At 66.7% G+C, this 23,223-nt stretch carries 25 protein-coding genes, 2 tRNA genes and 1 riboswitch; of the genes, 7 read left to right on the forward strand and 20 right to left on the reverse strand.

Annotation, left to right across the window (positions count from 1 at the left end; genetic code table 11):
- Positions 1-165: 165 nt before the first annotated feature.
- From HGK58_RS10115 to HGK58_RS10130, 4 genes are all read right to left on the reverse strand, one after another.
- A complete protein-coding gene (locus tag HGK58_RS10115; RefSeq protein ID WP_168627452.1) occupies positions 166-1,824 on the reverse strand; it encodes a bifunctional 3'-5' exonuclease/DNA polymerase in 1,659 nt (552 codons plus the stop codon).
- A 135-nt stretch (positions 1,825-1,959) separates the two neighbouring features.
- Positions 1,960-2,784, reverse strand: coding sequence for a DUF1684 domain-containing protein (locus HGK58_RS10120; protein WP_168627453.1), 825 nt, complete (start codon positions 2,782-2,784; stop codon positions 1,960-1,962).
- 118 nt (positions 2,785-2,902) lie between these two features.
- On the reverse strand, positions 2,903-3,106 hold the full coding sequence (locus HGK58_RS10125; RefSeq protein ID WP_168627454.1) for a cold-shock protein: 204 nt from the start codon (positions 3,104-3,106) through the stop codon (positions 2,903-2,905).
- A gap of 209 nt (positions 3,107-3,315) precedes the next feature.
- Positions 3,316-4,587: an MFS transporter gene (locus HGK58_RS10130; protein WP_168627455.1), complete on the reverse strand. Its 1,272-nt coding sequence runs from the start codon at positions 4,585-4,587 to the stop codon at positions 3,316-3,318.
- 69 nt (positions 4,588-4,656) lie between these two features.
- Between HGK58_RS10130 and HGK58_RS10135 the strand changes: the two genes are divergently transcribed.
- On the forward strand, positions 4,657-5,193 hold the full coding sequence (locus HGK58_RS10135; RefSeq protein WP_227412089.1) for a GNAT family N-acetyltransferase: 537 nt from the start codon (positions 4,657-4,659) through the stop codon (positions 5,191-5,193).
- Between the two features lie 3 nt (positions 5,194-5,196).
- On the opposite strand, the gene HGK58_RS10140 is transcribed toward HGK58_RS10135, so the two are convergent.
- Complete coding sequence (locus tag HGK58_RS10140; protein WP_349236195.1) at positions 5,197-6,411, reverse strand: MFS transporter; 1,215 nt, start codon at positions 6,409-6,411, stop codon at positions 5,197-5,199.
- Positions 6,412-6,566: 155 nt separating this feature from the next.
- On the opposite strand from HGK58_RS10140, the gene HGK58_RS10145 reads away from it, so the two are divergent.
- Positions 6,567-7,130 (forward strand): sigma-70 family RNA polymerase sigma factor, encoded by a 564-nt coding sequence (locus HGK58_RS10145; protein WP_168627457.1) that lies wholly within the window; start codon positions 6,567-6,569, stop codon positions 7,128-7,130.
- A gap of 310 nt (positions 7,131-7,440) precedes the next feature.
- Positions 7,441-7,953 carry a hypothetical protein gene (locus HGK58_RS10150; RefSeq protein ID WP_168627458.1) on the forward strand — a complete coding sequence of 171 codons (513 nt, stop codon included), beginning with the start codon at positions 7,441-7,443 and terminating at the stop codon, positions 7,951-7,953.
- A gap of 102 nt (positions 7,954-8,055) precedes the next feature.
- Here the strand turns inward: HGK58_RS10150 and HGK58_RS10155 are convergent, their stop codons facing one another.
- The 3 genes from HGK58_RS10155 to HGK58_RS10165 form a co-directional block, all read right to left on the reverse strand.
- Complete coding sequence (locus tag HGK58_RS10155) at positions 8,056-8,982, reverse strand: hypothetical protein (protein WP_168627459.1); 927 nt, start codon at positions 8,980-8,982, stop codon at positions 8,056-8,058.
- An 18-nt stretch (positions 8,983-9,000) separates the two neighbouring features.
- Complete coding sequence (locus HGK58_RS10160; protein WP_168627460.1) at positions 9,001-9,474, reverse strand: VOC family protein; 474 nt, start codon at positions 9,472-9,474, stop codon at positions 9,001-9,003.
- Positions 9,475-9,609: 135 nt separating this feature from the next.
- Positions 9,610-10,647 (reverse strand): alpha/beta fold hydrolase, encoded by a 1,038-nt coding sequence (locus HGK58_RS10165; protein WP_168627461.1) that lies wholly within the window; start codon positions 10,645-10,647, stop codon positions 9,610-9,612.
- A 152-nt stretch (positions 10,648-10,799) separates the two neighbouring features.
- On the opposite strand from HGK58_RS10165, the gene HGK58_RS10170 reads away from it, so the two are divergent.
- Entirely contained in the window at positions 10,800-11,552 is a 753-nt protein-coding gene (locus HGK58_RS10170) for a hypothetical protein (RefSeq protein ID WP_168627462.1), read from the forward strand.
- Between the two features lie 33 nt (positions 11,553-11,585).
- Positions 11,586-12,242: a class I SAM-dependent methyltransferase gene (locus tag HGK58_RS10175; RefSeq protein WP_168627463.1), complete on the forward strand. Its 657-nt coding sequence runs from the start codon at positions 11,586-11,588 to the stop codon at positions 12,240-12,242.
- 55 nt (positions 12,243-12,297) lie between these two features.
- Here HGK58_RS10175 and HGK58_RS10180 read toward each other — a convergent pair whose 3' ends face one another.
- The gene (locus tag HGK58_RS10180) at positions 12,298-13,068 is read right to left on the reverse strand and encodes a glucose 1-dehydrogenase (RefSeq protein WP_168627464.1); all 771 of its coding nucleotides are present in this window, start codon (positions 13,066-13,068) and stop codon (positions 12,298-12,300) included.
- Between the two features lie 204 nt (positions 13,069-13,272).
- Here HGK58_RS10180 and HGK58_RS10185 point away from each other — a divergent pair, with 204 nt between their 5' ends.
- Positions 13,273-13,560, forward strand: coding sequence for a hypothetical protein (locus HGK58_RS10185; protein ID WP_168627465.1), 288 nt, complete (start codon positions 13,273-13,275; stop codon positions 13,558-13,560).
- 145 nt (positions 13,561-13,705) lie between these two features.
- On the opposite strand, the gene HGK58_RS10190 is transcribed toward HGK58_RS10185, so the two are convergent.
- The 3 genes from HGK58_RS10190 to HGK58_RS10200 form a co-directional block, all read right to left on the reverse strand.
- Positions 13,706-13,779, reverse strand: a tRNA-Ile gene (locus tag HGK58_RS10190).
- 12 nt (positions 13,780-13,791) lie between these two features.
- Positions 13,792-15,012 carry a glycosyltransferase gene (locus HGK58_RS10195; protein ID WP_210422817.1) on the reverse strand — a complete coding sequence of 407 codons (1,221 nt, stop codon included), beginning with the start codon at positions 15,010-15,012 and terminating at the stop codon, positions 13,792-13,794.
- Between the two features lie 37 nt (positions 15,013-15,049).
- Complete coding sequence (locus tag HGK58_RS10200) at positions 15,050-15,952, reverse strand: DMT family transporter (RefSeq protein ID WP_168627753.1); 903 nt, start codon at positions 15,950-15,952, stop codon at positions 15,050-15,052.
- 55 nt (positions 15,953-16,007) lie between these two features.
- On the opposite strand from HGK58_RS10200, the gene def reads away from it, so the two are divergent.
- Positions 16,008-16,571: a peptide deformylase gene (gene def / locus HGK58_RS10205; protein ID WP_168627466.1), complete on the forward strand. Its 564-nt coding sequence runs from the start codon at positions 16,008-16,010 to the stop codon at positions 16,569-16,571.
- Here def and HGK58_RS10210 read toward each other — a convergent pair.
- From HGK58_RS10210 to HGK58_RS10245, 8 genes are all read right to left on the reverse strand, one after another.
- Positions 16,568-16,879, reverse strand: coding sequence for an AzlD domain-containing protein (locus HGK58_RS10210; RefSeq protein WP_168627467.1), 312 nt, complete (start codon positions 16,877-16,879; stop codon positions 16,568-16,570). The genes def and HGK58_RS10210 overlap by 4 nt on opposite strands.
- On the reverse strand, positions 16,876-17,577 hold the full coding sequence (locus tag HGK58_RS10215) for an AzlC family ABC transporter permease (protein ID WP_168627468.1): 702 nt from the start codon (positions 17,575-17,577) through the stop codon (positions 16,876-16,878). Before HGK58_RS10215 ends, HGK58_RS10210 begins: the two co-directional genes overlap by 4 nt.
- 4 nt (positions 17,578-17,581) lie before the next feature.
- Positions 17,582-18,001 (reverse strand): response regulator transcription factor, encoded by a 420-nt coding sequence (locus HGK58_RS10220; RefSeq protein ID WP_168627469.1) that lies wholly within the window; start codon positions 17,999-18,001, stop codon positions 17,582-17,584.
- On the reverse strand, positions 17,998-18,909 hold the full coding sequence (locus HGK58_RS10225; RefSeq protein WP_168627470.1) for a histidine kinase: 912 nt from the start codon (positions 18,907-18,909) through the stop codon (positions 17,998-18,000). Before HGK58_RS10225 ends, HGK58_RS10220 begins: the two co-directional genes overlap by 4 nt.
- Positions 18,910-19,006: 97 nt before the next feature.
- Positions 19,007-20,392 (reverse strand): L-serine ammonia-lyase, encoded by a 1,386-nt coding sequence (locus tag HGK58_RS10230; protein ID WP_168627471.1) that lies wholly within the window; start codon positions 20,390-20,392, stop codon positions 19,007-19,009.
- Positions 20,389-21,729 carry a serine hydroxymethyltransferase gene (gene glyA / locus HGK58_RS10235; protein WP_168627472.1) on the reverse strand — a complete coding sequence of 447 codons (1,341 nt, stop codon included), beginning with the start codon at positions 21,727-21,729 and terminating at the stop codon, positions 20,389-20,391. Before glyA ends, HGK58_RS10230 begins: the two co-directional genes overlap by 4 nt.
- A 145-nt stretch (positions 21,730-21,874) precedes the next feature.
- Positions 21,875-21,960, reverse strand: a riboswitch (glycine riboswitch).
- Between the two features lie 89 nt (positions 21,961-22,049).
- A tRNA-Asn gene (locus tag HGK58_RS10240) sits at positions 22,050-22,122 on the reverse strand.
- 164 nt (positions 22,123-22,286) lie between these two features.
- Positions 22,287-23,195, reverse strand: coding sequence for a D-isomer specific 2-hydroxyacid dehydrogenase family protein (locus tag HGK58_RS10245; RefSeq protein WP_349236208.1), 909 nt, complete (start codon positions 23,193-23,195; stop codon positions 22,287-22,289).
- Positions 23,196-23,223: the final 28 nt, after the last annotated feature.

Raw genomic sequence — 23,223 nt, forward strand, 5'->3', positions numbered from 1 at the left:
TTACTCCATTCCGTTAGGTGCGACTTCCCCATCGACCTGGTGGAACAGAAACGTGCTGAATATGAAGTTCTCCCTGCATTATTGCCTATACACGCTCGTAATCACAACCGTGTGATTTTCTTCCTCTCGGCGCGTCGCGCGTCGGTTGGGCAGGGCGCACGCGGCTCACTTCGCGTCGGCGTAGGTGGTGACCGGCGCGATAGCCAGCGGGAAGTCGACCGGAGTCGAGCCGAACAGCAGGCGACTGGCATCGGCTGCCGAATCGCGGATTGCGTTCACCACTGCCTCGGTGTGCTCTTCGGGCGTGTGCACGACGATCTCGTCATGCAGGAAGAACACGAGGTGCGGCGCATCCGTCAGCCAGGCCGAGCCGCCGATCGCCCACAACTTGAGCCGCAGCGACGCCATCCACGCCATCGCCCATTCGGCGGCCGTCCCCTGCACGACGAAGTTGCGGGTGAAGCGCCCCCACGACCGTGCGTCGCCGCGCGCCCTGCGCACGTCGGACTCTGTCGCATCCTCCGACGAAGCGCGCGACTGCGCTTCGCGCCACTCGGCTCCCGGCTTCGGCGAGCTGCGACCGAGCCAGGTGGTCACTGACTCGCCCCGTTCTCCCGCCCGGGCCGCCGACTCGACCAGCCCGATCGCCTGCGGATAGGCCCGAGTCAGGCCGGGCATCAGCCGGCCGCTCTCCCCCGTGGTCGCCCCGTACATCGCGCCGAGCATCGCGACCTTCGCCTGGTCCCGGGTCGCGACCGCGCCAGAATCGACGATCGCCTGGTACATGTCGATCGCCTGGCCGGCCTTGGCCATCTTTGCATCGCCGGACATCGCCGCGAGGATGCGCGGCTCGAGCTGGGAGGCGTCGGCAACGACGAGCCGCCATCCGGCATCCGCCACCACCGCCTGCCGCACCTGTTTCGGCAGCTGGAGCGCCCCGCCGCCACCCTTGGACGCCCACCGGCCGGTGACCACCCCGCCGACGACGTAGTCGGGATGGAACCGGCCGTCGCACACGTTCTGGTCAAGCCAGTGCCAGCCGTTCGCGCTGAACAGCCGGGACAGCTTCTTGTATTCGAGCAGCGGTGCAGCGACCGGATGCTTCAGCTCCATGATGTCCCACTGGCGGGTCGACTCGACTTGCAGTCCGGCGTGCTGCAACGCCTTGAGCAGCTCGTGCTGTGAGTCGAGGTTCACCCTCGGTGCGTCGATCGCATCACGGACCCGTTGTCCAACGGCGGCAAGCTTCGCCGGCTGCTCCCCGGCGACCGGTCTCGGTCCGAGCGCATCTTCCAGCAATCGCTCGTGCACCTCAGCGACCCAGGGCAGACCGGCGTGCTGCATTTCGGCGGCGACCAATGCGCCAGCCGACTCGGCGGCCAGCAACAACCGCAGCCGAGCCGGCTCAGTGGCCGACTCGAGAGCCTGATGCTGAAGGGCGAACTCGGCGATCGGATCCAGCAGCTCGGCCTCCTCGAGCGAGAACAGCCCGTCGTCGGCTTGCATTTCGGATGCCGGCTGATCCCAGCCGGTGAGATCCCCGCGAGCGAGTTCGGACGCCGCGGTCAACTCCGAGTTCCGCAGGATGGCGTGCGACAGCCGCAGGTCGACGCAACGCTCCACTCGGACACCGGCCGCGATGAGCGCCGGGTACCAGGTCGTTGTGTCGTCCCAGACCCAGCGGGGCCGCTGCGACTCGAGCCGCGCGACCTCAGCTGGAAACGCCTCCCGCGGGACCTCGATGACCTCGCCGTCGGCGGAGCCGTCGCGCCCGACGGGCGTGATGACGACGTCATCACCTTCGGCGCGGAGGACCAGATGCACGCCTACAGTCTGCCGTGAGCATCCGACTCTGCGTCGACGTGACCCATTTGAAGGAAGTACCGGCTCATCCGCGTTGAATCGAGGAGGTTTTCGGCTGCCCGGAGCCGAAACTCCTTGAAACGGGTTAAGTCCGGGTCAGTGCAGGAGGGAGCCGTCCTTGGCGAGTACGTTCTTCTCGCCGGCCTCGATGGCGACGCTGAACCGGTTCTGCTTCGGCGGCAGCGGGCAGTTGAACGCGTACGAGAACGCGCAGGGCGGCAGCACCGCGCGGTTGAAGTCCAGCACGACGTTGCCCTCGGCATCCGGAGCGACGAAGAGGAACCGGCCGACGCTGTAGGTGCTGTCACCGCTGGTCGAGTCGGCGAACACGATCTGCAGCGCACGACCGGACTTGATCGCGGCGAGGCGGTACTCGACGCCGTCCTTCTCGAAGCTGATCTCGCCGGGCATCTCCAGCTCGCGGGTCTTGCCCTCGTCCTTGACATGCTCGAAGGGCAGCGTCGCGCCGGGCAGCGGCATGAATTTTGCCTGAACCACCCAGTCGGGGTCGTAGTCGAAGGTGTCGATACCGCCGAAGTTCTGGATGGCCTCAGAGTTCGAATCCCACACGCGCAGCGCGTACGCCCCCTCCGCGCCCGCGATGACAAAGCCCTGCACGCCGCCGCCGAAGTCGATCTCGCCCGGCTTCTCGGCATCCTTACCCGCAACGATTGCCTCCCCGTCGACCAGTTCGCCGTCGACCCGGATGTTGTCGGCTGCGGTCGCCGTGACCCTCAGGCCCGACTCCCCAGCAGGCAGCGGCGCCCAGGTTCCGGGGACGCCCCAGATGGGCTGCTCAGTATCCACCCACTGCGTGTTCACGAGCGCGAGGTTGCCGAGCGGCTGCACAACGACCTGCTCACGCCGCGCGCGATAGGCGGCGTGGAGTTCTTCTGGAGCGGCGGTCTGGGTGTCGGTCATGTGTTCCATCCTTGTCGTGGCCATTGACTCTAACCGTCAGGGACACGCTTCTCTTCCTGCGAGCGGGCAAACGAAAACCGGCCCCCGCCGCGAGGCGAGGGCCGGTCCGATTGCTCGATTACATCGGGCGGATGTTCTCCGCCTGCGGGCCCTTGGGGCCCTGCGCGAGGTCGAACTCGACGCGCTGGTTCTCGTCGAGCGAACGGTAGCCGTTGCCCGAGATTGCCGAATAGTGGGCGAACACGTCAGGACTTCCGTCCTCAGGGGCGATGAATCCGAAGCCCTTTTCCGCGTTGAACCACTTGACGGTGCCTACTGCCATTTTGTTTTCTCCTTCAGGAGTCTGCTTGGGCGACCCCGGACTTCGGAGCCGCTCGTCGCGGTGTTCATCTACTCTCCCGAAGGTTCAGCGCCGGCCCCGTAGGTAAGGCGCTGTCATTCAAGATCTGCGAATACTGCAACTGCGCTCTTGACAGTAGTCCACATTGTTGAGCAACAACAGTGTTTGACGAAGGTCGGGTTAGTGAATCGTTACTTTTGGGCTAGGGTGTTCGGCTCGAAATCGAGTCGCCAGACAACGAAGGCGAACCAGATCGCCACGATCACGGCCACCACGGATGCCGCGGCGAACACCGCCGTCAGTCCCCACAGCCCGACCACCGCGCTCGCGAGCGCCGAGCCCACCGGCAACGCTCCCCAGCTCACAACGCGGGACGCCGAATAGACCCTGCCGAGCAGCGGCTCCGGCGTGTGGTTCTGCCGGATGGTCGCCACCAGGATGCGCCAGATGCTGGAGCCTGCCCCGGCCAGCACCACGCCGGCTGCCGTCACCCAGACGTTGGCGCCGAGAGCTGCCGGAGCGACCAGCAGGATCGTGGTGACCGTGTCAAGGAACAGGAGCGGAGGCATCCGGAACCTGCGAGCGAGGGCCGGTACGAGCACGGATGCGGCGAGCCCGCCCGCCGCCATGCCAGCGAGGATCAGCCCGTAGCCGGCCGCGTCGAGGTCGAGGTGCTCGTCGCCGAGCGCGTAGAGGACGAACACGGCACCCCACGCCGACCAGACGAGGTTCATCAGGCCGGTGAAGATCGTGATCGGCCGGAGCAACGGGTGCCGCCACAGGTAGACGAGCCCGGTGCGCAGCCGGCGGTCCACCGACCCGCGTGGCGGCCGTGGCCGCCGTCGGAGCGCGGCTGCCACGAACGGCAGCCCGGCAAGAGCGAGGAGGTAGAGCGCAGCCGAACTGGTCGAGGCGAGGCCCAGGCTGATGCCGGCAATGAGTCCGGCGAGGGGCGGGCCGAGCAGTTGGTTCGAGAAGTTGATCGTCGCTTCGATCCGCGCGTTGGCACCATCGCGCTGACGGATGTCGACGAGCGCGGGCACCAGCGAGGTCAGGGTGGTGTCGGCCAGCACCTCACAGACGCCGTAGATGACCGCCGCGGCGAGGATGAGCGGCACCGTCAACTCGCCCCGGACCTGGAGGAACGCGACGACCGCGAACATCGCCCCGCGCGTGCCGTTGACTGACAGCAGCAGCACCGACCGGTTCACCCGGTCGACGATCCAGCCGCCGTGCAGCCCGAACAGCGGCCAGGCGAGGGTCGCCGCGGTCGTCACCAGGGCGACCTCGGCGTCGCTGGCGGCGACCGCGATCGCGAGCAGTGGCAGCAGGAAAAGCGCGATGCCGTCACCGAGATTGGCGGCGCCGGTGCTGAACCATAACCCGCGGAAGCCTGCGCTCATCTCCCCAGTACACACCGAACCGCCGACGGTCGATCCTCCACCGTCAGTCCCGCGTGGCACGATGGCAGTTGATTGATGGAGGTCACGGTGGCGACGATCGAGGTGCGGCCAGCACACAACTTCGATGACATGGCGACCATGTTCGCGTCGAAGAACCCGGAGTCGTCGGTGTGCTGGTGCCTGTCCTGGCGCCTCAGTTCCAAGGAGAACCGGTCGCTGACCGGAACGGCTCGGGCCGACAAGGTGCGCGAGCTGTGCGCGCTCGAGCGGGCGCCGGGGGTGCTCGCGTTCGTGGACGGCGAGGTGGCCGGATGGGCGGGGGTCGCGCCGCGGTCCGACCTGCACCCGTTCGCGAACTCGAAGAAGATCCCGCACGTCGACGACCTCCCCGTGTGGACGCTGTGGTGCATCCGGGTGCGGCCGGGGTTCCGCAAGCAGGGTGTGACGCGCGCGCTCATCGACGGCGCGATCGAGTATGCGCGAGCATCCGGGGCGCCGGCGATCGAGGGCTATCCGGTCGACAACGGCGACCAGCGCGTCGACCAGACCATGGCCTTCGTCGGCACGCGCGCGATGTTCGAACGCGCCGGCTTCACCAAGGCCGCGGACACCGATTCGGTCTCCGGCGGCATCCCCCGGATCCTGATGCGACTCCCGCTGGCCTGACCCTCAGGCGCGCTCGCGCGCTGACTCGAACCGCGGCATCCGGAGGGCGACAACGGATGCGAGCAGCAGAAGCACGAACGCCGACCCGAACGCCGCCGGGTACGAGTATGCGTCGAGCAGCAGCCCTGCGACGATCGGCCCGATAACCGCACCGAGGTCGGACACCGCCGAGAACACCGCGACCGGCTGGCCGCTGCGCGCGCCGGCCGCGTCGCCGACAGCCGCAGCGGGAGCGGTCCCCATGAATGCGGATGCCACCCCGTAGACGCACAACAGCGCGATCAGGAGCCAGATGTCGGTGACGAACGCCATCGCGAGCATGGAGACGGCGGCAACCGCGAATGAGCCGATGATGGCGGGGCGGCGGCCGACCTTGTCGACGTAGTAGCCGGCGGGTGCGAGTGCCAGCGTCTGGGCGACCGCGGCGATCGCGAAGGCGACGCCGGTCCAGAGCTCGGTGCGTCCGAGCGCTTCGACCACGAGGATGGGCACGAGCGCGGACCGCACCCCGAAGGTCGCCCAGCCGACCGCAAGGGCGGCGACGCACGCGGCCTGGAACCTCCGATCGGCGAGCACCACGCGGAACGGGATGATCGAGGCATCCGGATGCTGCTGGTCGCGACTGTGCCGCGACGGCGACCGGAGCAGGATCAGGCCGATGACGCCGGCGACCAGGAGCATCGCTGCGTAGAAGAAGAAGGGCGCGCGCAGCGAGATCGTTGCGAGGAGGCCGCCGATCGCCGGGCCGGCCATCCCGCCGAGCAGGAACCCGCCCTGATAGAAACCGACGGCGCGGCCGCGCATGGACGGTGCGGTTGTCGCGAGCAGCAGCGACATCGCCGCGATGGTGAACATCGCAGAGCCGATACCGCCCGCACCTCGCAGGATGAGGACCTCGCCGAAGCTCTGCGCCAGCCCCACGAGGGCGCTCGACACCGCGACGATGACGATGCCCGCGGTGAGGATGACCCGCTCCCCCAGCCAGTCGACCAGCCGGCCGGTGAAGGTGCTGCCGACCAACCGCATGAGCGCGAACGCCGAGACGACCGCGCCTACCTCGGCGTAGCCGACATCGAAGCTGCGGACGTACACGGGCAGCACAGGGATGACGACCCCGAACCCGACCATGACGAAGAACGCGATGATCGCGAGGACGACGACATCACGGGACAGGCGCGGAGCATCCGGGTCCCTGGGTCGCTTCCGGATGCCGAACACCGATTCAGACTACGACCACTGGCGGATCCTGAGCCTCCAGGCTGCTCGTGGGCACCGCAATTCGGCGACGTGAGCGTTCACCTCGTTGTCAGGGGAAGGCGTCTGCGACTTTGTTATGGTGCTTCCGCCCTGGTTCGCCCGAGTGGGAAGGCTCCATGTTTTCAGAGGTGCTGACGGCTGCGCAGGCCGGCGGGCAGTGGGCGAACCGCATCATCTGGACGGAGTACTCCCCGAAAGTCGCCGCATATCTGCGCGCACGCGGCTCGCTCGAGCCCGACGATCTGACGAGTGAGGTCTTCCTTACCGTCTTCGCCCAGCTGGCGGATTTCGAGGGAGATGAGGAACAGTTCCGCGCCTTCGTGTTCACGATCGCGCACCGCCGACTCGTCGACGAACTTCGGAAGAGATCGAGTCGGGGCCTCCACGTTGAGTGGTCGGAGGAGTCAGACGCGCGCGCGACCAGCAGCGCTGAAAGCCAGGCGATGGAGCGAATCGGAAATGACGATGCTCGAGCCCTGCTGGATGGGCTGCCACCCGACCAGCGCGACGTGCTCGTGCTGCGCATCATCGCTGATCTGACGGTGGAGCAGATTGCCGAACTTCTAGGCAAGCGACCGGGAGCGGTCAAAGCACTGCAACGGCGGGGCCTTGAACGGCTTCGGAAAAAGGTTGGAGCTACCCGTACCCTTTTCGCGGACTCGAACGATAGCAAGGTGTGAGATGAGGAAGCAGTCGATATCCACCGAGGACGCCGCGGCGATTCTCAGTGGGCGCGCGCCAGAGAAGCGGCCGGACCTTGAGGTCCTGGTCGCTGCCCTTGACGACTTTCGGTCTGCCTCCTTTGAGGCGCCTCCCTTGCCATCGGCAGAGCTGGCGGCTCTCCTGGATGCTCCCCCAGCACCACGGATCTCGACTTCGCCAGAGAAAGCTCTGGCGAAGAAGACACGTAACGCGAGGGCAACCGCATGGCGGAGACCCACGCTCCTAGTAAGGAGATCGAAATTGTTTGGATGGATTGCCGGCCTGAGCTTGGCCGCGAAGATCAGTGTTGGAGCGACGGCAGCCGCCGTCGGCGTCGTCGGCGCCGGCGCAGCCGAGGTACTGCCGGCCCCGGCGCAGGAGGTCTTCGACCAGGTGGTCACGGCGGTGACCCCGTTCGACCGCTCCGGCGAAGTGCGTGAGGAAGACGGCCGCGGCGAGGAAGTGCGCGAAGTCGCAGAACTTGAGCTGGAAGAGGCGCTGAAGCGCGCGGAGGAGGCCCGCCAGGCCGCAGCGGAGAAGCAGGAAGAAGCCCTCAAGCTGGCTGAAGAGGCTCGCCAGGCAGCAGCAGACACGCGCGATGAAGCCCTCAAGCTCGCTGACGAGGCCCGCCAGTCTGCAGAGTCGAAGATGGAAGAAGCGCTCAAACTCGCCGAAGACGCCCGCAAGATCGGGGCCGAGATCCGCGGGGGCGTCGGCGTCGGGGGCGCCGGAACCGAAGCCGGAGTGGAAGTCGGTGTCGAGGTTCGGGGAGAAGTCGGATCGGAGCAGGGCCGCCCGTAACCCCAGTAGGTGAATGGGCCTCCGGCATCCGCCGGGGGCCCATCTGCCTGCGCGCGACGGCCGTGAACCGCGACCCCACCTGGCCTCTTGGTTTGGGCCGACCTAGATCACGACTGGCACGTCAGGCTTCCTAGTGGAACTTTGTACTCCTTGTGCGGGAAGGAACGCGACCAGCATCGCGGCGCAGATAGCCAGCCGGCCGAGTATCGTGATCGCCTGACCGGTCGCTATCGCGTCGGCGCCGCTCGTCGCGAAGGTATCAGCGAGCGACATGCCCATTCCGAAGCTCGCCGTGACGGAGAAGATGGCAGCGAACCCCACGATGAAGAGGCCGATCACCGCGATCCGCCGCCGGTCGAGAGCATGCGCAAACCGTGGCAGCCCGCACGCGACGAGAAGCGCGAGCGCAGCGAACAGGCACAGGGCTGCCCAGCCGTTGACCATCACGCCACTGGTGCTCCCTTCGCCGGCGGCACGCATCTCCGCGTAGATCTGGTCCAGCGTCAGGCTCGGCACCTTCGCCAGCGGATTCCAGACGGTGATGTGCTGGTGGCCGATGACCACCACCGCGAACGTTGCGAGCGCAAACGGCGTCGCCATCAGCATCCGACCGGCTAGCGAGGATGGTTTGGCTGCAACGGCCGGCGGCCGCGCCCAGATGACGACAAACACCGTTCCCGCCAGTGGAAGGAACATCAGCGGGAGGATCGGCAGGAACATCGTCACGGCTGTACCGACGAACACCCCGACGAGGAGGAATACGACGGCAACGGCGCTGGCATCACCCCGCTCGTGGGCCGTTGCGGCTATAGCTCTCCTGCCGCAGATCACGCCGAGAACGGTGAAGACCACCGCCAACACGTCGGAAGCCAGACCGAAAGCGACCAGGAGGTCGCTGCCCACCATGTCGTTGATGTAGCGGTAGCCGCCCCAGACGTACGAACCTGCGATCAGAACCGCTGCCGACGCGATGAGCGCGAGCGCCCGGAGCTTCCAGACGGTCGCGGACGCCGTTGGAGGCTCGCTCATGCAGCGCAGTCTCATGACTCACGCCGTGTCGAAAGCGCGCTGGAGCTCGGCGATGTCCAGTTTGCGCATCTGCAGCATCGACTGCATGGCGGCACTCGCCTTGGCGGAATTCGAATCGGTGAGCAGCTTCTCTAGCACCGATGGGACGATCTGCCAGGAGACGCCGTACTTGTCTTTCAGCCAGCCGCACATGCTCTCCTCGCCGCCGTCAGCGGTGAGAGCGTTCCAGTAGCGGTCGACCTCGTCTTGGTCCTCGCAGTCCACGAAGAAGCTGAACGCCTCGTCGAGCTTGAACTGCGGGCCGGCGTTCAGGAAGATGGCCTCCTGCCCGGCGATGTTGACGCGCACCGAGAGCACGGTCCCCGGCGACGGCGACCCTTCCGGGTACACGCTCGTGTCTAGAATCTTCGAACCGTCGAACACCGAACAGTAGAGTTCGGCGGCTTCCTGCGCCTGGTTGTCGAACCACAGGTGGGGCGTGATCTTATTCATCGCTGACTCCCTTTGTGTCGGTCCGCACCATGCTAGACAGCGTTGACCCCGCAGTCACGCCCCGACTCCGGATGCGTTGGTGCCAGCCATACGCGGCATCCACGCGCAACGGACACGAGACGGCCGCTGGCGAATTCAACGCGGGTGGGTCAGCACCCAGGCCGCTGCGGCGGCGCGAGATGGGACGCCGAGTTTGGTGCGCGCGTTGGCGACGTGCCGGTGGACCGTGTGTGCGCTGAGGACCAACCGGTCGGCGATCTGAGCGTCGGTCAGACCTTGGGCGACCAGCGTCAGCACTTCGCGCTCACGCGCCGTGAGAGCTACTGGAGTGCGCTGTTCGGCCGGTGAGCGCTGCGGCAGCCCGCCGAGGAAGCGTTCGATCGCATCGACGACGGCGCGACTATCGCCTAACCAGGGGAAATGGTCCTCGCCGTCCAGTTCGACGAACGTCGCACCGGGCACCGTGTCGGCCACCTCGCGGCCGAGCGCAAACGGGATGGCCCGGTCGCCTCGTCGGTGCAGCACCAGTGTCGGTACACGCACGCGCGACAGGTACGCGGTCGAGTCCATCTCATACACCTCGCGCAGCGCCTTCGACGCTGCTTCAGGTGAGGCGGACCGTCGCTGGAACCGAGCGAACTGTTCCCGGTCATTGGCTGTCGCGTTCGGGAGGAACACGTCCGCCAGGACTCGCGCGCCGAGCCCCCATTGGTCTTCGACCATCGACACCATCAGCTCCCGCGCAGACTCAGAGGCGATGTCCTCACCGCGTGGATAGCTGCCGTAGAGCACCAATCGGTCCACACGCTCAGGATGCTGGGCGGCGTAGGCCGAGGCGACCGCGGATCCTGCAGAAGCACCTAGCAGGGAGAGTCGAGGATGGTCGATGCTCTCGAGCAGACCGGCCAGGGCCGCCAGCTCATCGTCGAGACTGGCCGGAGGCGGCCCGTCGCGATCGGACAGGCCGGTGCCGGGCCGGTCGTAGCGGATGACGGTGTGCCGGCGAGCGAGGGCATGCACGAACTTCTGGAACGCGGGATCGTCCCAATTCAGCGCCAAGTGGCTGGCCCACCAGCCACCGATCACCAGTGGCGTTCCGGAACCGACGGAACACCAGGCCACCGTACGGTCACCGACCTGAGTGTGCCGTACAACCTGCTCGTGCGCCGTCATAACCGGATTGTAGAAAGCGGATGCCCGATGTCAAGCGTCGTCGTCTCAGCCGACTCCGCGTCCGCAGCCCGTCCGGGTGGCCGGATCGGGCCATACAAGGTTGGCCGGTTCCGGGGATGAGGCCAGTGGGCCCGCCGCAGTTAGGTAGCGGTATGAAAACAACGACCAACACGCTGCGTATCGACGCTCGCCTCAACGGCCCACCCGACAGCGCCAACGGCGGATTCGCCAGCGGCACGATCGCCGAGACGCTGGGCGGCACAGCGAGCGTCCGGCTCATCCGGCCGATTCCCCTCGACAACCCGCTGGAGGTGGAGATCGATGTCGACGGGATCACAGCCTCGGTCACCGACTCGCACGACCAGGTCGTCGCGGAGGTCAGACGAGTCGATCCGTTCACGATGATGCCTCCCGTGGTGCCCAGTTTCGCTGACGCTGAGGCGGCACGTGCCGCTAGTCCCCTCCAGGGTGCACGCCACTTGTTGTCGGATTGCGTGGTGTGCGGGGCTGCGCGTCGGGACGGACTGGGGGTGACGCCAGGGCCGCTGGTGAACCGAAGCGACGTGCTCGCGGCCCCCTTCGCGCCACATGAACGGGACGCCACCGACGGCGTCGTCCATCCGGCAGCCGTCTGGGGTGCTCTCGACTGCCCCAGCTACCCGGCGACGTTTTTGCGCGACCGTCGGCTCGGTCTACTCGGCACTTTGACAGCTCACCGGAACCGTGACGTGTTCCTCGGTGAACGGCTCGTTGCGGTCGGGTGGACCATCGAACAGCACGGTCGATCCGCCCAGACGGCCAGTGCACTCCTCGACGAGCGCGGCGACGTTGTCGCGTCTGCTCGCGCCGTATGGATCGAGCTCAGGCACCAGTGGTTGGTGCGGCTCGTTGGCCGATTCCGCTGATCATCACCGATCACCACTGGACCGGAGGACAACATGATCGAGGTCGTCGGCAGCCGTTTGACTGCGAGAATCTACGACCCATTCCTGTGGCTCGGGGAGCGGCTTGGGATGCAATCCAGGCGCCGCCGTCTTCTCAGCACCGCCAACGGGCGGGTGCTCGAAATCGGGGCGGGCACCGGTCTCAACCTGAGCCACTATCCCGCGATCGACGAGTTGGTCCTAGCGGAACCATCCGAGCCGATGGCACAACGTCTCGAGACGCGCCGGTCGAAGCTCGGCCGCTCGGCGCAGATAGTGGCCGCACCAGCTGAAGAGCTCCCATTCGAGGACGGATCCTTCGACACAGTCGTCTCGACCCTGGTGTTGTGCACGGTGCTCGACTCCGAGCGTGCGCTCGCGGAAGTGCGGAGAGTGCTTCGCCCAGGCGGCCGTCTCCTGTTCTGCGAGCACGTTCGCTCCGACAGTCCACGCCTGGCGCGCTGGCAGGACCGATTCGCAGACACGTGGGCCGGGATCGCTGACGGGTGCCGGTGCAACCGCGAGACACTCGCGACGATCTCGTCGCAATTGGAGATCGTGACGATCGAGCGAGCCAACTGGCGAGGCATGCCCCACCTCGGTCACCCGTTGGTTATCGGCGAAGCAGTGCACCCCGCGCCGACAACGTCCGGTGGGAGAAGTGCTTCGTAGGGCGGACGGTTGAACCGGTGACAGGGCCTGCCTCGCGCGAGACAGGCCCAAACCCTCACCGAGCTAGGTAGCCGCCATCGACGTTGTAGTAGCCGCCAGTGATGAACGAGGCGCGATCGGAGGCGAGGAAGAGCACAAGCTCGGCGACCTCGTTGGCCTCGCCCAGACGATTCATCGGATGCATAGCGGCAAGGGCCTGTGTTTCCGCGGACGTGTCTGAGCTGCTGGTGTCCAGCACGGAGCGCTTGCCCAGCAGTGGGGTGTTGATGAAGCCTGGTCCGACGGCGTTCACACGGATTCCTTGCTCGGCGTGGTCGATCGCGGCGGTTTTCGTGAGGCCGATGACGCCATGCTTGGCGGCAGAGTAGCCCGCTCCATTGGGGAGGCCAGCCATACCAGCCACCGAGGACATGTTTACGATGGCACCGCCACCGGTGGCGAGCATAGCGGGGATCTGATGGCGCATCCCGTAAAAGACACCGGAGAGGTTGATGCCCATTATCGTGTCCCACCCATCGATGGGGTACTCCCCGGCCGGTGCGGTGGCACCGCCGATGCCGGCGTTGTTCACGGCGATATCGAGCCGGCCGAACTCGTTGACTGTGCGATCGACCAGGTTTTTCGCGTCGTCGACCTTCGACACGTCGGTCTTCACGACGAGGCCGCGTCCCCCCTCATTCTCAATGTCGCTCAACACACGCTCGGCTGCCTCGACATCCATGTCCGCGAGAACGACAGTTGCACCGTTTTTCGCGAAGAGGCGGGCAGTGGCTTCACCCAGTCCTGAGCCTGCTCCGGTAACGATGGCGATCTTCTGGTCGAGCATGGTGTCTCCTTCACTTTGTTGACGAGGGCTATTGAGCGTGCCCGCGCACGATACGCCACGCTGTACGTTGCGTTGTCATAGGTGGCAACAAATTTCGGCGCGTCCGCATTCCATGCAGATGCATATTTCGTAGCGACATGCCCGCCGGTCACACGCGTATCGAGTAGTTCCACGCGGCTCGCGAGGCTCTGGCAATCTGGGGTCATGACCGACCAGCTACAGCGCACCACCCCCACGAGCACGGCGGCCAACGGGTTCGCCGCCGCCGGACTCGCCCTCGGCATTCTCGGACTCACCCTCGGCATTTTCGGGATCGTCACGGCGAGACTTGCCCTCGTGACGCTGATTCTCGCAATCCTGGCGATCGTGTTCGGTGCGCTCGGCGGCGCGACATCGAAGCGGATCGGCGGAGTCGGGCGCGGCATGTCCGTGTGGGCCATGAGCCTCGGGATATTCCCCTTCGCGTTCGCTCTGTTGCTCCGTATCCTCTAGCCCGCAACAAAAAAACGCCCCCACCCGCTGTTAGGCAAGGTGGGGGGTTCTTCTTTCACTGACAGCTAAGGGTCAGGTAGGGGTCAGAAACCCGAGACAGCAGCAAACCCCCGGCCAGGCATTCACCATCTGGGGGTTTCGTCTGTAGGGCGGACGGGACTTGAACCCGTGACCGACGGATTATGAGTCCGCTGCTCTAACCAGCTGAGCTACCGCCCCGTGGGCGCCGACTCAGTTCGCCGACTCGTCGAGCGCCACTTCGGTGACCGGGTCGGTCACCGATTCCCCACGATACAACCTCTCGAATACGTTCAGCGTGCGCTCGATGTCGTGCGGCTTGATGAGCTTGAGACTCGACTCCTGCATCCGACGGTACTCGTCCGGCGATGACGTGAGCACCCGGGTGAGCTTCTCGGCCAGGTCGTCCGGGTTCCCCGGCTCGAACAGGTAGCCGTTCTCGCCGTCGTGCACGAGGTGCGGCAGCGCCATCGCGTTCGCGGCGACGACCGGAAGTCCGGATGCCATCGCCTCCATTGTCGCGATCGACTGCAGCTCGGCGATCGACGGGATCGCGAAGACCGTCGCGCGCGTCAGGGCGGCGCGCAGCTCCTCATCCGAGACATACCCGGTGAATGTGGTCCGCTCCGCGATCCCGAGACGCTGCGACAACACCTTGAGCTGGTTGAGCAGGTCGCCGCCGCCGACGATGTCGAGCTTGACGTCCAGGGCAGGGTCGAGCTTCGCGACGGCGCGCAGCAGCACATCGATGTGCTTCTCGCCGGTCACCCGACCGACGAACACGATGCGCTTCTCCTGACGCTGGCGAATCTCAGCCGTGTAGTCCTCGGCCCGGATTCCGCAGGACACCGCGTGCACACCGTCGACGTCGATCGCACCCTCGAGGAATTCCGCAGCCTTGCGTGTCGGCGTGGTGATCGACTCAACGAGCTCGTACGTCTTCGCAGCATCGGACCACGCGATCTGCGCGGCCTTACGGTTCAAGAATTTCGGGAGCAGCGTGTGCTCCATCAGGTTCTCCGGCATGAAGTGGTTCGTCGCAACGACCCGGATGCCGCGTTTGTGCGCCTGCCTGGCCAGCCCGCGGCCGACGACAATGTGCGACTGGATGTGCACGACATCCGGTTTCACCTCATCGAGAATGCGCGCGGCGTGCGCCTGGCTGCGCCACGGCAGCACGAAGCGGAGCCAGTCGTGCGGGTACCAGCGCCACGAGTACACGCGGTGCACCGTGATCTTGGCACCGTCATGCTCCTCGATGAAGCGGCCGTGCTTGCGGCTGAAGGCAGGAGCCTCGACGTGCACGTCGTGTCCACGCGCGGTGAGCCCGGCCGCGAGCTTCGACGTGAAGGTCGCGGCACCGTTCACATTCGGGGGGAAAGTGTCGGCGCCGATGAGCACACGCAGCGGTCGGCGGTCTGAAGTATCAGTCAAAGTGTGTTGAATTCCTTCTCAGGATGCTCAGTCAAGACTACCGCTGAGCCTGCGGATGGTGCTTCGCCAACTGGAAGACACCATAAACCGCGAGGCCGCCGGCCGCGAGGAACGCCACGACAGCCCACAGCGGAGCCGAGGCTGCCTCTTGCAGCACGACCACACCGATTGCCACCGCGACGATCGGGTCGATCACGGTCAGACCTGCGATCACGAGGTCGGGCGGACCGGATGCGTAGGCGTTCTGCACGAAGTACGCACCAAGCGCCGCAGCGGCGATCAAGGCGACGATGCAGGTGATGGTCAGCCATTCGAAATCGCCGGTCTTCCCACGGTCGATGACCACCTTGGCGAGCGTGGCCACGAAACCGTAGAGCACACCCGACGCGATGATGTAGCCGATCGCCTTGAACCGGTTGCGCAGGAACGCGAACGCGAGCGAGAACCCCATGGTCACGACGCCCAGCAGCGCGAGGATCACGGCGAGCTGCCCGTCGCTCACCGGCTTCGACTCCGCGAACAGCGCGGCGATGCCGACGAACAGGGCGACGCCTGCGACGCACAACAGAATCGCCCGGATCGAGATCCGGTCCAGCTTCACCCCGGACAGGCTGGAGTTCAGCACGGCGGTGATCACCAGCGCGATCGCGCCGAGGGGCTGCACGACGATGATCGGCGAGAGGTACAGGCTCGTGAGCTGCAGGACTATCGCGAGACCGAGCAGCACAGTGCCGATGACCCACGAGGGTCGCGAGAGCAGCGCGAACAGCGAGGAGAACCCCATCCCGCCGGTCTGGCCGCCATGCTTGGCCTCGACCTTCCCCACCCCGCGGTGCTGAAACTGGGCGCCCAGCGCAAGGAAGACCGCCCCGACAAGCGCCACCGGGATGCCGAGCCATTGGTTGGGGGTGAGGGACTGGAACTGGTCCGTAATGTCCATCAGGTCTGGCGGCACGCAACGACTTTAGCGGCAATACGACCGATATTCTTGACCAATGCCAGCACTTCCCATACGTATCACCGGCGACCCCGTGCTGCACCGGGTCGCCGATCCGGTCGAGACTTTCGACGATGAACTTCGCACGCTCGTCGCGGACATGGTCGAAACCATGCACAAGGCGCCAGGGGTCGGCCTCGCCGCACCCCAGGTAGGCATCCCGCTGCGACTGTTCGTGTTCGAGTGGGATGACGGCACCCGGCATGTCAGCGGAACCGCCGCGAACCCCGAGCTGTGGATCTCGCCCGTCGCCGTCGGGGAAGCGGATGAGGAAAACGAGTCTGAGGGCTGCCTCTCCATCCCGGGTGAACGGTTCGCGCTGCATAGGGCCGACCGCGCGATCCTGCGCGCTCAGGATGTCGACGGCAAGCCGTTCGAGCTCGAGGCCGAGGGCTGGCTCGCCCGCATCCTGCAGCACGAGTTCGACCACCTGAACGGCATCCTCTACGTCGACCGGCTCGACTCTGAGGACCAGCGTGACGTCGCCAAGATTGTGCGGCGCAACGGCTGGGGCGTCCCCGGTAGGAGCTGGCTGCCGGGCGTCGATCACCTCGAGGACTAACCCCAACCAGACAGCCGGATGAGCGCCGCCACCGCGGCGGCCGCGATCACAACGAGCACGAACGGCACCCGCAGCGAGAACAGCACCGCAGCGACGACCAGGGCCGGCAATCGGGCGTCGACCTGCAGCCCCTCGCCGTGGCCGAAGGTCTGCACCGAGACGAGGGCCGCCAGCAGTGCGATGGTCAGCAGGTTGGCGATGCGCGAAGTCGCGGGCTTTTCGAGAGCGGACTTCGGAACCAGGTAGCCGGAGAGCTTCAGCGCGAGGCACAGCAGCGACGCGATGATCACGATCTGCCAGAGCGTCATGCTGCTCCCTTCTTCGGCGCGCTGTCGAACCAGTTGAAGGCGCCGACGACCACCGCGACGAGTCCGGCGATCAACACCGGGAGGCCGGGCAGGACCACCGGGGTGAGCACGAGCGCGACGACCGCGGCGGCGGATGCCACGGCGATCGTCTGGCGCTGCCGCAGCCGTGGCCAGAGCAGACCGAGGAACGCTGCCGCTGCGGCGGCATCCAGTCCCCACTGGCGCGGATCGCCCAGCAGGTCGCCGATCAGCGCGCCGATAAGGCTGGTGAGGTTCCAGCCGAGGTAGACGGTCACCGCGGTGGTCCAGAATCCGATGCGCTGGCTGCGCAGCGTCGGCTGACCGGTCGACACCGCGGTCGTCTCGTCGATCGTGACGTGGGCGGCGAGGGCGCGCAGCCACCACCTGCCTCCGATGATCGGCGCCATCCGGATGCCGTAGATGCCGTTGCGCACGCCCAGGATGGCGGCGCTCGCGATCGCGGTCGGCCCGGCCGCCGCTCCCCCGGTCGCAAGCACGCCGATGAGGGCGAACTGCGACCCGCCGGTGAACATCAGCAGGCTCATCACGCAGGTCTGCCAGACGTCGAGACCGGCCGCCACCGCGAGGGCGCCGTATGAGACCCCGTAGGCGGCCGCGGACAGCCCGACCGCGATCCCGTCTTGGATCGCGACCGTCTCTTCCTTGGGCCTCGCCACTGACTCAGTCTTCGACACGCTGTGCGATTCCAAAGTCCGCCGCCTCGGCCGCCGAACGAACAGCCTCGAGCAGCGCCTCCGGCGCAATGTCCTTGTACAGCACCGCGAAGACGCCGGCCTCGGCCGCCGCGGCGAGGTGGTCGTCGAGTTCCACGGCGGTCATCAGCAGGATGCGCGGGGCAACACCGTTTCGCTCGATCACGCGTGCGTCGCCCACCACTCGCTGCGCTGCCGTCAACCCGTCGACGCGCGGCATCTGGATGTCCATGAGCACGACATCCGTCTGCTTCCGGCGCACCAGCGCCAGCAGCGTCGCACCGTCGCCCGCTTCCCCGACGACCTCGATGTCCGCCTGCGACCCCAGCACCAGCCGGTACCCCTCGCGCTGCAGCTTCTGGTCGTCGGCGATCGCGACGCGGATCACGAACGCCCCAGATCGACGCTGTGGACACCGTTGTGGTGCTTCAGGGATGGGAAGACGACGGCAATCGAGAATCCGACGCCCGGCACACGGTAGGCGCTGAACACGCCACCGAAGAGGGTCGCGCGTTCCTTCATCTCGGTGATGCCCGGTCCCATCACGTCCGCAGTCAAGGCGGCAAGGTCGTCGCGCTCCGTGTAGCCCTTGGACGGCGACTCGGCGCTGTCCTGGCCCGCCAAGCGTGCCTGGTTGCGGGCGCCGTCGTCGTCGACCAGCACCTGCAGGCCCTCGCCCCGCCAGCTGAACGAGACCTTGACCTCGGTGCCGGGTCCTCCATACTTCAGCGCGTTGGACAGGGCCTCCTGCAGGATGCGGTAGATCGCGAGCTCGGCCGCCTGCTGAACTTGGAACGGCGTTCCGTCCTCGTCGAAGGTGATGCCGAGGCCTGCGTCCCGCATGACCCCGAACAGGTCACGGGCGGTCTTCAGTCGCGGCTGCGGCGCGACGCTCGCCTCGCCCTCGCGCACGACATTCATGACGCGGCGGAGGTCGGCGAGCGTGGACCGGGCGGCATCCGCGATGTTGCCGGCCGTCCGCGCGGCGACAGCGGGGTCGTTCTGCGCGGCGAAGCGCGCGCCATCCGCCTGGCTGACGATCACCGAGGTCGAGTGCACCGCAACATCCCCAAGCTCGCGCACGATGCGCAGGCGCCCCAGCTGCTCGCGCAGCGAGAGCTCCAGGTCGAGTGCTTCGCGCTCGACCTGCACGCGACGGCGGTGCTCAGCACGGCCACGGCGGGCAGCGCGCAGCCAGAGGACCAGCAGCACGACGACGACCACTGCCGCGACCACCGCGGCGGCGATCATCACCACTACCGGGGCGCTGAACTCACCCCCGAGCCACTCGCCCATGATTGCCTTTCGTCACGCATCCTGATTCGACCGCGCGAATGCGGCGCGCGAGTCGAGATTATCGTGAACCCACGACGAGATCTCATCGGCTACGCGTTCAGCACTCGATGTTGTTCACCGAGACGTGCACGGCCAGCCCGCCGCGGGAGGTCTCCTTGTAGATCGACATCATGTCCCGACCGGTGACGCGCATCGTCTCGATGACCTCGTCGAGAGTCACCCGATGGGTGCCATCACCGCGCAATGCCATGCGCGCGGCGTTGATCGCCTTGCCGGCCGAGATGGCGTTGCGCTCGATGCACGGGATCTGCACAAGCCCACCGATCGGGTCGCAGGTGAGACCGAGGCTGTGCTCCATTGCGATCTCCGCGGCGTTCTCCACCTGAGCGGGCGTGCCGCCGAGAACCTCGGCGAGGGCGCCTGCGGCCATCGATGCTGCCGACCCGACCTCCCCCTGGCAGCCGACCTCTGCACCGGAGATGGAGGCTCGCTCCTTGTACAGCGAGCCGATCGCCCCCGCTGTGAGCAGGAATCGGACGGCCGCGTCGTCGCGGTCGCGAGCACCGGCATCCGTGTAGTGCATCGCGTAATGCAGCACGGCGGGGATGATTCCGGCGGCCCCGTTGGTGGGGGCTGTCACCACGCGCCCGCCCGAAGCGTTCTCCTCGTTGACCGCGAGGGCGACCAGGTTCACCCAGTCCTGCGCGAACTCCGGCTTCCGGTGGGGATCGTCGCGCTCCAGCTGCTGGTGCCAGTCGTGTGCGCGCCTGGGCACGCCGAGGCCGCCTGGCAGGGTGCCGTCACGTCGCATCCCCCGCTCCTGGCATTCCACCATGACGTTCCGGATGTGCAGCAAGCCCGCACGAACGTCGTCTTCGGTGCGGAGGGCGGCTTCGTTCTTCAGCATCACCGCGCTGAACGACCCATGCTCGCGTGCAAGCTCCAGCAGCTCTGCCCCGGAGGAGAACGGCAGCGGCCAGTGGGTGGACGACGCTGGTACCGCCCGCTGTGCCTCGTCCTCGTTGACGATGAAACCGCCGCCGACCGAGTAGAAGGTCTCGCTGTGCTGCCGGCCGAGGTCGCCGGCGAACGCCGTCAGTCGCATCCCGTTCGGGTGGAAGTCGAGCGACTCCTGCAGGTGCAGCACGATGTCGCGCTCACCGAACGGCAGCTCCTTCACGCCGCCGAGGCGGACGGTCGGATTCTCACGCATCTCGGCGAGCCGCTGTTCCATCTCGGCCACCTCGATGGTGTCGGGACGCCTGCCCTCGAGCCCCAGCAGCACCGCGTTGAGGGTGCCGTGACCGGCCCCGGTCGCGGCGAGCGAACCGTACAGGTCGACGCCGATCTCTGTGATCCGCTCCAGTGGCATGCGCTCGGCGACTTCGCGCACGAAGCGCTCTGCCGCGCGCATCGGGCCGACGGTGTGCGAGCTGGAGGGCCCGATGCCGACCTTGAAGAGGTCAAAGACGCTGATTGTCATGGCGTGTCCGCCTGGGCGCCGGAGGGCAGTGCCGGGTAGAGCGGGTACTTGGCTGCGATCGCCTGTGCGCGCTCCCGCAGCGGTGTGAGGTCGGCGTCTTCGCCCGCTGTGAGGGTCAGTGCGATGATGTCGGCAACCTCGCGGAAGTCCTCCGGCGTGACCCCTCGCGCGGCCAGCGCCGGCGTTCCGATGCGCAGACCCGAGGTCACCATCGGGGGTCGCGGATCGAACGGGATCGCATTGCGGTTGACCGTGATGTCGACCGCCGCGAGGCGATCTTCGGCTTGGCGACCGTCGATCGCCGCGTCGCGCAGGTCGACCAGCACCAGGTGAACATCCGTCCCGCCAGTGAGCACGGTGATGCCCGCGGACCGGACGTCATCGGCGTTCAGCCGCTCGGCGAGCAGCTTCGCGCCGGTCAGGGTCAGCTCCTGGCGGGCGCGGAAGTCTGGGGCGAGGGCCATCTTGAACGCTGTCGCCTTGGCCGCGATCACGTGCTCGAGCGGCCCGCCCTGCTGGCCGGGGAATACAGCCGAGTTGATCTTCTTGGCGATGTCGGCGTCGTTCGTGAGGATGATGCCGCCACGGGGTCCGCCCAGAGTCTTGTGGGTCGTGCTGGTCACGACGTGGGCGTGCTCGATCGGTGACGGATGCAGGCCAGCCGCGACCAGACCGGCGAAGTGGGCCATGTCGACCATGAGCAACGCGCCGACCTCGTCGGCAATGCGGCGGAAGCCGGCGAAGTCCAGCTGCCGGGGGTACGCCGACCAGCCGGCGATGATGAGCTTCGGCTTGTGCTCTCGCGCTGCCCGTGCGACGTCGTCGAGATTCACACGGTAGTCGTCCTCTGAGACCCCGTACGATGCGACGTTGTAGAGCTTGCCGGAGAAGTTCAGCTTCATGCCGTGTGTCAGGTGCCCGCCGTCGGCCAGCGATAGTCCCAGGATGGTGTCGCCGGGCGACAGCAGCGCGTGCATCACGGCGGCGTTCGCGGTGGCCCCAGAGTGTGGCTGCACGTTGGCGAAAGAAGCGCCGAACAGTTCCTTGACCCGGTCGATGGCGAGCTGCTCGATCTGGTCGACGTACTCGCATCCGCCGTAGTAACGACGTCCGGGGTAACCCTCCGCGTACTTGTTGGTGAGAACCGAGCCCTGCGCCTGCATGACGGCCAGCGGTGCGTGGTTCTCGGAGGCGATCATCTCGAGGCCGGTGCGCTGGCGCTCGAGCTCCTTGCCGATGAGAGCGGCCACTTCAGGATCGAAGTCGTCAAGCGTTCGACTGAGAAGCTCCGGACTGTACTCGGTGGAAGCGGTAGCGGATTCTGGTGCGATGGTCATGGGAGGACACCCGTTTCGTCACTGTCGACCGCCGTGGTCGACATGGTCCCCGCTCTGTCCTCGCACCTGAGAGTTTCAACGCATGGGCACTTCGTCGTGCGTCATTCACCTTCGGTAAGCGGCTGGCCGCTTTCTCCAGAGTTGCCTGTGCGTGACGGTACGTGGGCCTGAGAGATTCCCGGGGAGGTTGCTCCTACGGCGCCTCCAGGGAGGCTCTCCCGCCGCGCGTAAAGCATTTTCAGTTACTGACAGCCATCCTAGGCGCAACCGAGCAACTATTGAGACTAAAACACCCCCGCCACGAGGGCGGGGGTGTATCGCTCCCCGAGATGGACTCGAACCATCAACCTGCCGGTTAACAGCCGGCTGCTCTGCCAATTGAGCTATCGAGGACTATGGCGTTTCGACTAGCCACTCTAGCAAATACTTCGGGGCACCTTTGCCACGCCCGCCACCGGGTCGGCGCAAACCTCATCACCAATCGCGCGAGACTGCACAGACCTGCGTTTTGGCGCGTGAGACTGCCGGTTTGCGCAGTCTTACGATGTGGCGCGGGTTCAGTAGCCGGATGCCGGGTCGACCGCTCCGACGAACGGGCCGTGTCCGAGTAACGCGCGCACGTTCACGGCGACCCGCTCGGCGAGCAGCGGATCCACCATCTCAGGCGTGTCGGCGCTGTGCGGTGTGATGATCACATTCGGCGCCGACCAGAGCGGATGCCCGGTAGGCAGCGGCTCCGGGTCCGTCACGTCCACGCCTGCACCCGCCAAGCGGCCGTCCCGCAGCGCCGAGATGAGGGCATCCGTGTCGACCATCCGGCCGCGGGCGATGTTAACCAGCACCGCCTCGGGCTTCATCTTCGCGAGTTCGCGCGCACCGATCAGGCGCTCCGTCTCGGCGGACAGCGCGGCAGCGAGGACCAGCACGTCGGCGTCGTGGAGCGCCTCCGTGAGACCTTTGCTGGTCACCGTGGCCGCCACCCCGGCCACCGGCTCCGCGCGGCGCCGCACGATCGTCACGCGCACGTCGAACGGCTCCAGCAGCCGTACGAGCTCCAGTGCGGTGCCACCGGCTCCGACGATGACCACGTTCAGCCCGTACAGCGACCGCCCGTACTTGCCGCCCCACTCGGTCGCGCGGGCACGCTCAGGCAGGCCACGCAGGGCCGCCAGGGTGAGCGCAAGCGCGTGCTCGGCTACCGGCTGCGCGTACGCGCCCTTCGCGCTCGTCCAGACGATATCTCGCTCTGCGTGGCGGACCGCCAGCGCCTCATGGAACGCGTCCACTCCGGCGAACGGCAGTTGCACCCAGTTGATCCCAGGGTGCGACGCCAGGATCGGCGCGAACTCGGCCGCACGCTCGTTGGAGAGCCAGACGACACCACGCGTCGCATCCGACAGCGGGGCAACGGTGCCGCCGGCCGATTCAACCGCCCGAACGAAGAACTCCTCGGCCTCGGGCAGCACCGCGATCGGCCCGGGCTCTGGCCGCGCT

The organism is Cryobacterium sp. BB307, assembly GCF_012274275.1.
Lineage (GTDB): Bacteria > Actinomycetota > Actinomycetes > Actinomycetales > Microbacteriaceae > Terrimesophilobacter.